General features: G+C 51.0%; 10 protein-coding genes. 4 read left to right on the plus strand and 6 right to left on the minus strand.

Annotated elements, in window-relative coordinates; genetic code table 11:
* Window positions 1–206: 206 nt before the first annotated feature.
* The 4 genes from ACXAH4_RS03540 to ACXAH4_RS03555 form a co-directional block, all read right to left on the minus strand.
* Window positions 207–1,148, minus strand: a complete 942-nt coding sequence (locus ACXAH4_RS03540) for a histone deacetylase family protein (RefSeq protein WP_474880722.1) — start codon at window positions 1,146–1,148, stop codon at window positions 207–209.
* Window positions 1,145–2,986 (minus strand): GNAT family N-acetyltransferase, encoded by a 1,842-nt coding sequence (locus ACXAH4_RS03545; protein ID WP_119503259.1) that lies wholly within the window; start codon window positions 2,984–2,986, stop codon window positions 1,145–1,147. Before ACXAH4_RS03545 ends, ACXAH4_RS03540 begins: the two co-directional genes overlap by 4 nt.
* A 194-nt stretch (window positions 2,987–3,180) precedes the next feature.
* A complete protein-coding gene (locus ACXAH4_RS03550) occupies window positions 3,181–6,291 on the minus strand; it encodes an efflux RND transporter permease subunit (protein ID WP_474843665.1) in 3,111 nt (1,036 codons plus the stop codon).
* Between the two features lie 34 nt (window positions 6,292–6,325).
* On the minus strand, window positions 6,326–7,486 hold the full coding sequence (locus ACXAH4_RS03555) for an efflux RND transporter periplasmic adaptor subunit (RefSeq protein WP_474843666.1): 1,161 nt from the start codon (window positions 7,484–7,486) through the stop codon (window positions 6,326–6,328).
* Between the two features lie 110 nt (window positions 7,487–7,596).
* Here ACXAH4_RS03555 and ACXAH4_RS03560 point away from each other — a divergent pair, with 110 nt between their 5' ends.
* Window positions 7,597–8,217, plus strand: a complete 621-nt coding sequence (locus ACXAH4_RS03560) for a TetR family transcriptional regulator (protein ID WP_474843668.1) — start codon at window positions 7,597–7,599, stop codon at window positions 8,215–8,217.
* Here the strand turns inward: ACXAH4_RS03560 and ACXAH4_RS03565 are convergent.
* Together ACXAH4_RS03565 and ACXAH4_RS03570 are read right to left on the minus strand one after the other, a co-directional pair.
* A complete protein-coding gene (locus ACXAH4_RS03565; protein WP_474843670.1) occupies window positions 8,214–8,867 on the minus strand; it encodes a DNA-J related domain-containing protein in 654 nt (217 codons plus the stop codon). The two genes, ACXAH4_RS03560 and ACXAH4_RS03565, sit on opposite strands and share 4 nt — an antisense overlap.
* Window positions 8,854–9,243, minus strand: coding sequence for a YbaN family protein (locus ACXAH4_RS03570; RefSeq protein ID WP_474843672.1), 390 nt, complete (start codon window positions 9,241–9,243; stop codon window positions 8,854–8,856). Before ACXAH4_RS03570 ends, ACXAH4_RS03565 begins: the two co-directional genes overlap by 14 nt.
* A 184-nt stretch (window positions 9,244–9,427) precedes the next feature.
* Between ACXAH4_RS03570 and ACXAH4_RS03575 the strand changes: the two genes are divergently transcribed.
* The 3 genes from ACXAH4_RS03575 to ACXAH4_RS03585 all read left to right on the plus strand — a co-directional run bounded on the left by ACXAH4_RS03575 (window position 9,428) and on the right by ACXAH4_RS03585 (window position 13,308).
* The gene (locus tag ACXAH4_RS03575; RefSeq protein ID WP_474843674.1) at window positions 9,428–11,464 is read left to right on the plus strand and encodes a marine proteobacterial sortase target protein; all 2,037 of its coding nucleotides are present in this window, start codon (window positions 9,428–9,430) and stop codon (window positions 11,462–11,464) included.
* Between the two features lie 12 nt (window positions 11,465–11,476).
* Entirely contained in the window at window positions 11,477–12,055 is a 579-nt protein-coding gene (locus ACXAH4_RS03580) for a class GN sortase (RefSeq protein ID WP_474843675.1), read from the plus strand.
* A gap of 107 nt (window positions 12,056–12,162) precedes the next feature.
* Window positions 12,163–13,308: a DUF21 domain-containing protein gene (locus ACXAH4_RS03585; protein ID WP_474843677.1), complete on the plus strand. Its 1,146-nt coding sequence runs from the start codon at window positions 12,163–12,165 to the stop codon at window positions 13,306–13,308.
* Window positions 13,309–13,650: the final 342 nt, after the last annotated feature.

Consider the following 13,650-nt stretch of genomic DNA (forward strand, 5'->3'; position numbering starts at 1 on the left):
CGGCTGGGAGGTTCGCAGAGCGGGGAGCAAAGTACCCCGCAAAACTCGCTGTAAATCCATCCCTGGAAGCTCGGCAGCCGCATCCATGCGGCTGACGGTTTTGCAGGTTACTTTGCTCCCTGCGGCTCTTTACGAACACCAGGCAGACTAAGTTTCTGTAACGAGTTTTGCAGGCAACATCTCTCTCCCACCGATGCTAATCAGAATCACGCGCCGCCGGTTTCGTTGGCGTCGCCCTGTAAGCCTTTAATGTGAGCGACAACGGAGCGGGCCAGGGCACTGTGGTTGTAGCCACCTTCCAGTGTGCTCACGATTCTGCCGTGGCAACAGGCATCAGCGACTTTTCGCAGTTCTGCGGAGATCCACTTGTAATCGTCTTCCCGCAAGCGTAAATGCGCCATGTGGTCTTCTGCATGGGCATCGAACCCTGCAGAAATCAGGATCAGCTCGGGTTTATAGTTCTTCAGTGCATCAAACCAGTAAGACACTTTTTCCCGGAATGCTTCACCTGTCGCTCCGGCGTCCAGTGGCACTCCGAAAATGTTGCTGGCAGAAACCGGTGCGCCGCTATGGGGATAGAACGGGTGCTGGAACGATGAGCACATCATAATGCGCTCATCACCGGCAATAATATTCTCCGTGCCATTACCGTGGTGTACGTCAAAATCCACAATGGCTACCCGGCTTAAATCATATTGTTTCAATGCATAACGGGCAGCGACAGTAATATTGTTAAACAGGCAGAACCCCATGGCCGAGGCGTATTCTGCGTGGTGACCCGGCGGGCGCACGGCACAAAATGCCTGCCGGTCCTCTCCGTCCATTACCCAGTCAACAGCATCAATACCGGCTCCTGCAGCATACAGCGCAGCGCTCAGCGTAATGGGGGTCATACCGGTATCGTCTTCCACCCACACCAGACCCGTTTTCGGCGAGCGTTCAAAAATACTGTCGACATAGTAGGGGTCATGGGCTAAGACCAGATGTTCCTTTTTACAAGGTTTTGCATCGGCATGCTGGCAGGTCATTTCCAGGCCTGACGCCAGTAACTGATCGTCGATGGCGTACAAGCGGTCCGGGGATTCCGGATGGTCATGCCCCACATCATGATGCAGGCAGTCCTTGCCGCGAAATATCCTCACTGTCACGCTTCATCCTCCAGTTTCAATTCCAGTTCAACATCGCTGGGATCACTGGAAAACAGGCGCTTAAAATTAGCATTCTCGAAAATCGCAATCATCGGCTTATTTTCAGCCCGCACATAGGCCAGCATGCGGCGCATCTTTCTGGCTTTGGCGATATCAATCAGTCGGGACAACAGTAACTTGGCCATGCCCTTCCCTTGCTGATTTTCACGGGTAACAAATGCTGCTTCGCAGGAATTATCTTCAGGATTAAAGTAGAACCGGCCCACCGCGTGAATCGTGATCCGCGAACCTTCCTGACGCACAATACACAAGGCCGCATCAGTGCGCTGATCCACACTCACCAGATTACAGGATTTCTCCCGTGACATTTGTTTAGGGTCATAGTTGTAACGCAGGCGCAGCGTCTCTTTCGTATGGGAATAGAAAAACTCCTGAAGACGGCGTTCATCTGCCGGATTCAGCGGCCGCAGATAATAGGTCTCCCCCTGAATCACCAGTTTTTGTAACTGAATTGCGCCCAGTTCAGGAATATCCGTCGGGTACTTTTCCTGATAATGGGGCACCCAATAATTCTTGCGGACTTCTTCCAGCAACTGCCCCCTGAATTTCGGGTGCGCCACACGGATAAGCTCCATGGCGCGCTCGCGGATACTCTTGCCCCGCAAAGACGCCACGCCGTATTCAGTTACCACGTAGTGTACATTCCCGCGGCTGGTCACCACGCCCGCCCCTTCTGTGATACAGGGCTTTATGCGGGATACCGTTTCGTTTTTTGCCGTAGAAGGCAAAGCAATGATGGGTTTACCGCCTTTACTCATAGACGCGCCGCTGACAAAATCAACCTGCCCGCCAATGCCGCTGTAAAAATCGTAACCAATGGAATCAGCCACCACCTGTCCGGTGAGATCCACTTCAAGAGCACTGTTTATGGCTACCATTTTGTCGTTTTTGGCGATGTTGGTAGGCTTATTCACATAACTGCTGGGATAAAACTCAATATGCGGGTTGTTATCAATGAAGTCATATAGTTTGCGGGTACCGATAGCAAAACTGGTCACCACTTTTCCAGGGTGAAAAGTCTTCTTCCGGTTGGAAATCGCACCGGATTCAATCACTTCAATAATACTGTCTGTGAGCATTTCACTGTGAATGCCCAGGTCTTTATGGTGAAGTAAATACTTTAACGTGGCGCTGGGAATTTTACCGATGCCGAATTGCAGGGTTGAGCCGTCTTCCACCAGCATCGCCACATATTGCCCAATCCTTTCAGTAATACTGTCTATGGGTGGCGGGGCTACCTCAACCAGCTCCTGGTCCGCCTGAATACATGCTGTAATTTCGCTGATATGAATATAGGAATGTCCTGATGTGCGCGGAACAGATTCATTGATTTGCGCAATCACAATATCGCAATGCCGGACTGCCGACATGCATATATCCACCGATGCACCCAACGAGCAGTAACCGTGCTCATCCGGCGGACTCACGTTTACCAGCACCGCATCCAGTTGCAGTGTGCCGTCAGTAAACAGGCTGGATATTTCAGATAAGAACACTGGCGTGTAGTCGGCCCTTCCTTCATCTACAGCACGGCGCACTTCTTCGCCACCGATAAAAAAGGTGTTTACCTTAAACAGCTGCCGGTGTTGCTCCTTTGCCCAGCGCGTGTCGCCCAACGCCAGCATGTGCACCATTTCAATGTCACTGAAGCCTGTACTGTGATCGATAAGATCCTGAATGAGAGCATAAGGTACAGAGGCATTACCGCCTACAAATACACGACAGCCCGATTTGATGAGTTGGTTCCATACCGGTTTTGGAGGTAAAACCACAGCCATGTCAGCATTCTCCGCATCAATACGTTTTACAGCATGACCGGCATCTTGCCATATTCTGCTCTGAAGGTATTGATCGGAATTAATTTTTAAGACTAAAAGCGGACACGGAACAGACACGCAAGACGTTTAAAAGGCGGGAAATAAAAACGCCGCCCTGCAAGCTGCAGGGCGGCGTCATTCAGAAGTGCTACGGATTACTCTTCTTCAGTGGCTTTCTTTGCGCCAAACCACTTCACGACCATTACATAGAACATAGGTACGAAGAAGATAGCCAGGAAGGTTGCGGCGAACATACCACCCATTACAGCGATACCGATAGCGTTCTGGCTTTCAGAGCCCGCGCCGGAGGAAATAGCCAGCGGCGTTACACCCAGAATGAAGGCCATTGACGTCATCAGGATAGGACGAAAACGTTGCCTGGCGGCAGTCGATACCGCTTCCATCAAGTCCATACCGTGCTCGTACTGTTCCTTAGCGAATTCCACAATCAGAATGGCGTTTTTCGCTGCCAGACCCACTGTGGTTAAGAACGCTACCTGCAGGTAAACATCGTTCGGCAAACCGAATAACCACGCGGCGACTACCGAACCTAATATACCTAACGGTACTACCAGCATAACGGCGAATGGTACAGACCAGCTTTCATAAAGTGCAGCAAGACACAGGAATACCACCAGAATAGACAATGCATAAAGCATAGGCGCCTGTGAGCCGGCGGCCTGTTCTTCATAAGACAAGCCGGACCATTCCAGACCGAAGCCCGGTGGTAACTGCTTCACCAGTTCCTGTGCCACGGCCATTGCTTCACCAGACGATACGCCCGGTGCAGGACTACCCTGAATATTCACAGCAGACACACCGTTGAAACGTTCCAGTTTAGGTGAGCCGTAATTCCACTCTACTGTAGAGAACGCACTGAACGCTACCATGTCACCATCGCTGTTGCGCACGAACCATTTTTCCAGATCTTCAGGATCCATACGGTAAGCGGCATCAGCCTGCATATACACACGCTTGATACGTCCGGCGTCAATGAAGTCATTCACGTAAGTAGAACCCCAGGCGATGCTGAGCGTGCTGTTAATATCACTGAGTGACAAGCCAAGTGCAGACGCTTTTTCACTGTCGATGTTAATCTTGAACTGAGGTACATCGCTCAGGCCATTCGGACGTACACCGACCAGCTTCGGATTCTGCGCCGCCATGCCCAGGAACTGGTTACGGGCATTCATCAAAGCTTCGTGGCCGTTACCGGCGCGATCGACCAGTTGGAAGTCAAAGCCTGTTGCGTTACCCAGTTCACGGATTGGTGGCGGTAAAATCGGGAATGCCATGGCATCTTCGATTTGCCCCAGAGCACCGTAGGCCTGGTTAATAACGGTAAACGCACTGCTGGACTCGTCCCGTTTCTCCCAGTCGACCAGGTGAGCAAAGGCCATCCCTGAGTTCTGCGCAGCACCGGTGAAACTGAAGCCGACAATGGTAAACATGTCTTTCACCACATCGCCTTTGGTGTCCAGGAAGAAATCTTCCACCGTCTTCATCGATTCCAGCGTACGGCCGGCTGTTGCGCCCGGAGGAGCATTAACCAGTACCATTACCCGCCCCTGATCTTCATCCGGTAAGAACGAGCCTGCCAGTTGACTGAAAATAAATGCCATGCCGCCAACCAGTACCACGTAAATCAGCAGGAAGCGTTTGATTTTACCCGCCATACCCACAGCCGCGCGCTCGTAGCCGTCACGACCTTTGTTGAAGTTACGGTTAAACCAGCCGAAGAAGCCTGTTTCACGCTTGTTCATCACATCTTTTTTGCGCAGCAGTACGGCACATAAAGACGGGGACAAGATAATTGCCACCAGTACCGAGAAGGTCATGGCTGCAACAATAGTGATTGAGAACTGACGGTAAATCGAACCGGCAGAGCCGCTGAAGAAAGCCATCGGGATAAACACTGTGGAAAGCACCACAGCAATACCCACCAGCGCGCTGGTGATCTGTCCCATGGATTTACGGGTTGCTTCCCTGGCAGAAAGCCCCTCTTCTTCCATGATACGTTCAACGTTCTCTACCACAACGATGGCATCATCCACCAGCAGACCGATGGCCAGAACCATGGCAAACATGGTCAGTACGTTAATGCTGTAGCCGAAGGCAAATAGAACCGCGAATGTTCCCATCAGTACAACAGGTACGGCAATGGTGGGTACCAGTGTCGCCCGCCAGTTTTGCAGAAACAGCAGCATCACGAAGAATACCAGAACAATGGCTTCCAGCAGGGTTTTAACCACTGATTCAATGGAAAGTTTGATGAACGGCGAGCTGTCAACCGGATACACCACTTCAACACCGTCAGGCAGGTTCACTGCCATTTCTTCTACTTTGGCTTTTACCCTTTCAATGGTGTCCAGTGCATTTGCGCCTGTTGCCAGCGATACTGCCATACCGGACGCCGGCTGACGGTTATAACGGGCAATGTAGCTGTAGTTTTCAGAGCCCAGTTCAACCCGTGCCACGTCTTTCACGCGCACCTGTGAACCGTCAGTGTTAACCCGCAATACAATATTTTCGAAATCTTCCACGGTACGCAGGATAGACTGCGCCGTGATAGTGGCATTGATTTGCTGACCTTCAATGGCCGGCAGACCACCCAGTTGTCCCGCTGAAATGTCTGTATTCTGAGTTTGTACTGCGCCCTGAACATCCACAGGCGTCATGTTGTAGCTGTACAGTTTGTCAGGGTCCAGCCAGATACGCATAGAACGCTGGGCACCGAATACACGGGTTGTACCCACGCCGTTCACACGGGAAATGGGATCCTGATATTCTGATACCAGCAGGTCACTCAAATCAAACTGAGACAAGCGCCCGTCTTTTGAGTAGAAACCGATAACCACAGCAAAAGTATCGTTTGATTTAGTCACGGTTACGCCCTGCTGCTGAACCTGTGTAGGTAACAGGGAGACGGAGCTTTGTACCTTGTTCTGAGTCTGAACCTGCGCGGTGTCCGGGTCAGTGCCAGGCTCGAAGGTCAGGGTAATCGTCATCCTGGTATTTTCACTGCTTGATGTGAAATAACGCAGATTGTCGATACCCGACAGGCTTTGCTCAATGATTTGGGTGACGGTATTTTCGATAGTTTCCGCAGAGGCGCCGGGATAAGACGCACTGATAGTTACCGAGGGAGGGGCAACCTTGGGATACTGTTCGATGGGAAGACCTTGTATAGACAAGAGGCCGGCCATGATTGTGATCAGAGCCAGCACCCATGCAAACACAGGGCGATCAATAAAAAAACGTGCCATAAAGAATGTGTTCCTGCCTGAAAATTAGTCGCGCTTACTGTCCGTTTTTCGCCTGAGCGTTACCGGCCTGCCAGGGTTTAGCATTCACCTGCATACCCGGCTGCACTTTCTGATAACCGGTCACAATGACTCTGTCACCAGCCTGCACGCCACCTTTCACCATGTACTGATCCTGCCATGCACCTGATACAGTGATCTGGCGGGGCTCAACTTTGTCCGACGCATTCACCGTCATGACCACCATCGAACCGTCTGGCTGACGTGTGGTCGCACGTTGCGGTACCAGTAACTCATCGGTGTTAGACAGCACCACGGTGGCTTTCACGAAAAGACCCGGCATCAACAGTGAATCAGGGTTAGGCAGTTCTGCACGCAGTGCAACTGCACCGGTTGTTTCATCTACCGTCACTTCAGAGAATTTCAGTTCACCCTGATGTTCATACGCTTCACCTGTGGTTTCATCCAGAATCAGCTTCACCGGCAGAGTGCCACTTTGCTGCATCGCTTTACGCAGTGTCAGAACACCTTTGCCGCTTTGCTGCATATCAACATAAACCGGATTCAACTGGGTAATGGTAGCCAGTTGTTGTTCCTGATTGGCTGTTACCAGCGAACCGACGGTGACATAGCTTCGGCTAATCTGACCGCTGATAGGGGCATACACTTTGGTGTAGTCTAAATCCACTTTGGCTAAATCTACCGCGGCCTGGGCGACACTGATTTGCGCTTCTGCCTGCTCGGCCTCAGCCAGTGCATCATCATACTCCTGACGGCTGACGGCGTTGCGGCTGAGCAAATCTTTATAACGGGCTGAGCGGGCTTCCAGCGTTTTCAAACTCGCCTGCGCGCTTTTCAGATCAGCTTTCGCACTGGCGAGCTGCGCAGCAAAACGAGCGTCATCGATTTGGTAAAGTTGCTGGCCTTTTTCCACCAGTGCACCTTCTTCAAACAAGCGTTCGGTAAGCACACCCTCTACCTGCGGACGCACCTGCGACTGGCGCATCGGGCTTACACGTCCGGGCAGTGTAACCGTGTGCTCTACCTGCTGACTGGCAATTGTCACTACAGACACAGAAGGTGCGGGTTGCTGACCACCCTGGCTTGCCTGAGCGGCCTGTTGCCCATTTTGGTCAGAACAGCCACCGGCAACGGCCAGCGCTATCGCTGTGACGGCAGTTAAAAACAGTTTTTTCATAACAATAAGTCTTCCTGATACAGCCACGGGGGCTGGACAATTGCACATTAAAGGTTTACCTTCTAAAGATACGTTCTTGTATGTATGTTGTCAATCTCGCGGAGAATACGATGCGCAGAACAAAAGAAGATGCTGAGCTCACAAAACAGACCATATTAAAGGCCGCTGTCGATGTTTTTACAGAGCGCGGTGTCGCCAAAGCATCCCTTGAAGAAATCGCCCGCAAGGCAGATGTGACAAGGGGTGCCGTGTACTGGCACTTTAAAAACAAAATGGAGATCTTCGATGCGCTCCATGAGAACCTGCATACTCCTTTTATCGAACGGATCATGGAAGGACTGGAAGCTGAACACCCCAATCCTGTCGGTCAGTTACAGGAGTTATGTACGAACATATTCCTCGATCTCGATCAAGATGAGCAACTACGTAAAACACTTACACTTTTCATGTTAAAATGTGATTACAGTGGTGACTTAAAGTGTAGTCAGGAAAAGCACACTACGGCAAAATACGAAAAGATTCAGGCGTTCTCTGCCTACTACAAACGGGCTATTAAATTAGGCCAGCTGTCTGCAGATATCACACCGGAAGATTACACCCTGGCGATGAACTGTTTTATGCGTGGTATTTTGTCAGAATATCTGGAAGCGCCGGAAGCCTTCGACATCACCACGAAAGCCCCCATCCTGATGAAAATCTATTTCGGCGGATTACGTACCGGTAATGTTTAGGCCAGCGGTTCCTGCTTAACCGCACTCAGTAATACTTCACAGGCCCTAACCAGTTCAGCAGCAACCGGATTCTCCCCGCCTTTGTCAGGATGGTGCCTGTGAAGTAAATGACGATACTGTTTCTTTATCAGGCTGCGGGTCAGTCGTATATCCGGTGCGATCTCCAGCACATTGCGTGCTTCGTTAATCGTGTTTTCGTCTGCAGGCATGTGAAAGCCGCTACCCATTTTGACCCAGAAACTGTCTATCAGCGCATCCACATCTTCTTTGCCGGTGCTGTCAAAATTATCCCAGTTCAGATAATAATCCCGCAGCGGATCCGCCAGTGCCGGGGTTTTTGTTGATTCCGCTAAGGGTTCCAGCCGGATGGCCGTCGTGTGGATGTTCAGTAAGCCCTGCTTTTCCGCCAGCCACTCATCCTGAAGACGGTAAAGACAATGGAACAGAATAAAGTGACAACGGAAAAGCGCCAGGCTGTCGCGCAAAGCGGTTTCATCGAAAAGCGAATACGGTGGTTTTTGTAACAGGCTGATAAGCTCAAATTCGCTGATCCCCGCTTCAAACCGGCTTTGCATCGCATAGAGTGTCAGTTGTAAGTGTCTGAGTGTTGCTTCATGACCAGCGGAGAGTGTCATGTCAGGCTTTGCCATCCGGCAACTCAGGTTCCGGCAGACGCCACAACCAGATAAGCACACACAACATCATGATGTCCGTACCGGCCATCACCCAAACCGGCGTAGCTGTTACTGCCATGATCACCGCTGACAATGACATACCTGCCGTGGCAGCATATTTTGCACTGCGCGGCATACAGCGTCCGTTTCGCCAGTGATGAATTATCGGCCCGGTGACTTTGTGATTGTCCAGCCATAAAGCCAGCGACGGTGAACTGCGGGCCGCCAGCCAGGCAGCAATCAGCACGAAGACCGTTGTCGGCATACCCGGCACGACCACTCCAATAAACCCAAGCGTCAGACTCACACAGGCACCCAGCATTAAACACCACCGGTAAGGTGCTGTTAACATGCTGTTTCTACGGCTAGTCCGGTGCGACATAGATAACTCAGAACCGTGTTGCTGTGTGTAGAGGATTATCTTTCACTTTACTCCATAATTCGCCTGAATTCATTGCTTCTTCGCCACATATCCTCCGCAAGCTTGCCAGATTACGGTGCTGAAATAATCCTACACACCGTAACGGAAGACGCTCATGCTCACGAACCCCAGCCGCCGCTGCCCTGCCCGCAGCCACTTTAATTTGTTGCTGTTGATACTCTTCATGTGGCCGGCTTTTGCTTCGTTTGCTGACACACTACCCCGCTATCAGTCCGGTAATATGATGTTACAAAGCAACAACGCAAACGGGCAGGCCGCTTTACATGTACTCACGGATGCAGATGTTCAGATCAACGGTGTACTGGTGAACGTGACGTACCGGCAGATTTTTAAAAACCAGAGCGACGGGCCGGCCAATGGTGTGTACACCTTTCCGCTGCCGGACAAGGCGGCTGTTACTCATATGACCATCCGTACCGGCTCACGGGTGATTGAAGGCATCATCAAGCCACGGCAGGAAGCCCGGCGCCTTTACCGCGACGCAGTGGTACAGGGAAAACGGGCTGCACTGACAGAACAGCAGCGCCCCAATTTATTTACGCAGCAAGTCAGTCATATCGCACCGGGAGAAACCATCGAGGTTACACTGCAATTTCTTGATATCGCAGAGTTTCGCCGGGGCGAATTTTCGTGGAGGCTGCCAACAACACTGACACCCAGGTACATGCCGGGTATGAACATGAGCAGCCGTGAAACGGAGGCCCCGGCAACCACCGGGTATGCAGAGCCTGCAGCTCTGTTTCCGCCGTTTATTCTGCCGGACAGTGGAAAAACGAATCCTCTGGCACTCACTATTTCTCTGAACGGTGGTATGCCACTTACCTCGGTGTATGCGCTGTATCATGACATCGATCTGACAAGGCAAAACGACAAGTTCACTATCACCCTTAAAGAGGGTCACAGTGAAATGGACCGTGATTTTGTGCTTCGCTGGCTCCCTGCCCCTTCTGCAGAACCGGTCGCAGCCCTTTTTACCGGGCAATCCGGTGATGATTACTTTTCCCTGTTAATGGTGATGCCTCCGGCCATCACACAGCCGAAAACACTGCCCCGCGACATCACATTTGTCATCGACACATCAGGCTCGATGCAGGGACAGTCAATTATTCAGGCTAAATCCAGTCTGATTACAGCCATTGATAAACTTAAGGATACCGACCGTTTTAATGTCATCGCGTTTAGTGACCGTTTTTCGCTGATGTTCGCAGAGGCAAATTTTGCAACGCCTCCCGCCAGACAAGCGGCGCGGCAATGGGTAAATCAGTTGCAGGCCGATGGCGGCACTCAAATGGTACCTGCGCTGACTGCAGCCTTTGCACAGAATCCGCGGAATGAACGCCTCCACCAGGTGGTATTCATCACTGACGGAGCTGTGGGTAACGAGGCAGAGCTGTTCAGCCTGATCAGTAACTTTGCAGGCACATCGCGGTTATTCACAGTGGGGATTGGCTCTGCTCCCAACAGTTACTTCATGCACAAAGCAGCGCAGGCTGGCCGTGGCACCTATGAATTCATTGCCAGCCCGCAGGATATTGCCCCGCAGATGAACAGCCTGTTCGCAAAGCTTAATCACAGTGTAGCCAAAAATATCCAGCCGGGCTGGCCGGAAGATGCAGAGGTATATCCTGCAAATACACCGGATTTGTATCTTAACGAACCCCTGCTGTCTTTTGCCTCCACAAAAGCACCTGTCAGCAGTGTCACTGTAAGCGGTGAAACCGCCAGTCAGCTCTGGTCGCAAACGCTCACGTCATCGGATATGCCGGAGGGTAGCGGCGCCGGCGCACGCTGGGCCAGACAGAAAATTGCCCATATTGAAGATGAAGGGCGAAGCGGCTCGCTTAGTGAAGAAGACGTTAAAGACCAAGTGACAGCGGTGGCGTTGCAACACAGTCTGTTGTCCCGCTTTACCTCATTTGTTGCCATCGATCAGTCACCGGTGACTTATGAAAACAGCCCCCGTCCACCGCTCCGTCTGCGGGTAGCGAATCAACTGCCGCAGGGCATGTCACATCAGCTACTGCAATATCCGAAAACCGCCACCACAGCGGAACTGACACTCTGGCTGGGTATACTGTGTATTGTTGCCGGCCTCGCCTTACTGTTCTGGCAACGGATAAAAGTAAGATAAGGTGGCCGTGCAATGAGGATAAAAGCAAACTATCTGAAGACAGCACTCCCCGCTCTGCTTCTGGTAACCGGCATCCTGTGTTTTGGCAATACATTATGGATTGCGGCAAAAGCAGTATTAGCGCAACGGCTTATTGCAGATGCCTGGGAGGAAACCCTGGCAACCGGCCACAGCGTTAAACCATGGTCATGGTCAGACACCTGGCCCGTGGCCGTACTGACCTTTCCCGGCCACAACCAGCGCCTGTATATGTTGTCGGGGAGTCATGGCAGCAGCCTCGCCTTTGGCCCCGGCCACATAGACGGTACAGCACTGCCCGGGGAAAGCGGCACGCAGGTGTACTCCGGTCACCGTGACACCCATTTCAATTTTCTGCAGCATGTGCAGACAGGAGACACCTTTCAGATCCAGGGCAGTCACGGACAATGGCGTACCTACCGGGTAAGTAAGACCAATATTGTCGATTCACACAACCACCGCTGGTTCATCGAACGGCACAAAGACGAAATCCAGCTTATTACCTGTTATCCGTTTAATGATATGACGCCCAATCCCCGTTTGCGCTTGATTGTACTGGCAGTTCCTGTTTAATACGCTACGATTCCCATATTCTTTCGTGTCGATAAAAATTCCGGTTAACACAATTTGCTTTACCGGTTTACACTCGCCACCCGTTTACTATCAGGCAGTATTTATTTATGGATTTTGCGTTAAGCAATCAGGAACTTTACGTATGGCTCGGGATCCTCTTTTGTATCTCACAGTCGGCCATGTTCTCCGGACTTAACCTGGCGTTCTTTTCAGTCAGCCGTTTGCAACTGGAAATGGAAGTCAGCCACGGAGATAAAACTGCGGCGAAAATTCTTAAGCTGAGACAGGATTCTAACTTCCTGCTCACCACTATTCTGTGGGGTAACGTAGGGATCAACGTGTTGCTGGCATTGCTGTCAGACTCTGTGCTAACGGGCGCAGCCTCGTTCCTGTTTTCTACCGGTTTTATTACCATTTTCGGTGAAATCATGCCGCAGGCTTATTTCTCCAGAAATGCCATGCGCATGGCGTCAGTATTATCACCGGTAATGCGTTTCTATCAGATCATTCTGTACCCCGTTTCCAAGCCCTCCGCCTTATTGCTTGATGGCTGGCTGGGCCGCGAAGGCGTTGAATACATGCGGGATAACGATCTGCGTAAGGTGATTAAGCAGCACGTGGACGCCGAAGAAGCAGAGGTTGACCATGTGGAAGGTACCGGCGCACTTAACTTCCTTGCCATCGATGAAGTATCGGTGATGCAGGAGGGTGAATTACTGGAGCCGGAGTCCATTATTCAGCTACCCGCCAAACTGGACTTTCCCATTGTGCCGGAATTCGTGCGCAACAGCTCAGATGAACTTCTGAAGAAAATTAACCAGAGCGGGCACAAATGGGTGGTACTCGCCGATGAGAAAAATAACCCGTTGCTCATTCTTGATGCTGACGGTGCTTTGCGGGCCGCCCTTTTTGATACCGACAAACCGTTTGATATCTATGATTTCTGTCACCGCCCGTTAATCGTGCGGGATGAATCTCTGATGTTATCCGAAGTGCTGTGGCACCTGAAAGCGCAGGAAACACTGGATGCCCACGATGATGGCACCATCGATGTTGACGTGGTGCTGGTTTGGGGCGCACAACCCCGCATCATCACCGGAGCGGACATTCTTGGCCGCCTGTTGAAAGGCATCAGCGCCGTAACCCCGGCCAGCGTTACAAAGAATGCGGTTCAGGGCAGCACTGCCGTTGAAGTTGAGATAGAAACCAAAGCCGAACAGCTCACCACCAACATCAACGAGCCCAAGGCCTGATCGGGTAAAGTCACCATCCCATATCCGGGATGGTGAAAACATTCATCCACTCAAATATCATAAAACGACTAGAGCAATAGACTGAAGTCCAAGCTGATATCGAGATAAAAAAGTGACTTTTAATTTAAAAGTCACTTTTTAAAATGAACACATTATTTCTTGCACAATGATGTGAAAATATTATCTTGAGAGAGTTTATTAAAACCCTACTTGCAATTCAGTTAACCACCAAAGAAAAAATAGTCAACTAACATCAAAGAAATAAAGATAAGAATAAACCAAAAACCTATATTTTCAATTTTTGAATATTTTTTCCACATCGATTTCCCTCTAAATTGACTA

The sequence above is a fragment of the Alteromonas sp. ABV2_168 genome, from assembly GCF_056161165.1.

What these genes read in the sequence shown, in the direction of transcription:
- ACXAH4_RS03545 (WP_119503259.1), bottom strand. Translation starts at nt 2,986, where the DNA reads ATGGCTGTGGTTTTACCTCCAAAACCGGTATGGAACCAACTCATCAAA.
- ACXAH4_RS03550 (WP_474843665.1), bottom strand. Translation starts at nt 6,291, where the DNA reads ATGGCACGTTTTTTTATTGATCGCCCTGTGTTTGCATGGGTGCTGGCT.
- ACXAH4_RS03555 (WP_474843666.1), bottom strand. Translation starts at nt 7,486, where the DNA reads ATGAAAAAACTGTTTTTAACTGCCGTCACAGCGATAGCGCTGGCCGTT.
- ACXAH4_RS03560 (WP_474843668.1), top strand. Translation starts at nt 7,597, where the DNA reads ATGCGCAGAACAAAAGAAGATGCTGAGCTCACAAAACAGACCATATTA.
- ACXAH4_RS03565 (WP_474843670.1), bottom strand. Translation starts at nt 8,867, where the DNA reads ATGGCAAAGCCTGACATGACACTCTCCGCTGGTCATGAAGCAACACTC.
- ACXAH4_RS03570 (WP_474843672.1), bottom strand. Translation starts at nt 9,243, where the DNA reads ATGTTAACAGCACCTTACCGGTGGTGTTTAATGCTGGGTGCCTGTGTG.
- ACXAH4_RS03575 (WP_474843674.1), top strand. Translation starts at nt 9,428, where the DNA reads ATGCTCACGAACCCCAGCCGCCGCTGCCCTGCCCGCAGCCACTTTAAT.
- ACXAH4_RS03580 (WP_474843675.1), top strand. Translation starts at nt 11,477, where the DNA reads ATGAGGATAAAAGCAAACTATCTGAAGACAGCACTCCCCGCTCTGCTT.
- ACXAH4_RS03585 (WP_474843677.1), top strand. Translation starts at nt 12,163, where the DNA reads ATGGATTTTGCGTTAAGCAATCAGGAACTTTACGTATGGCTCGGGATC.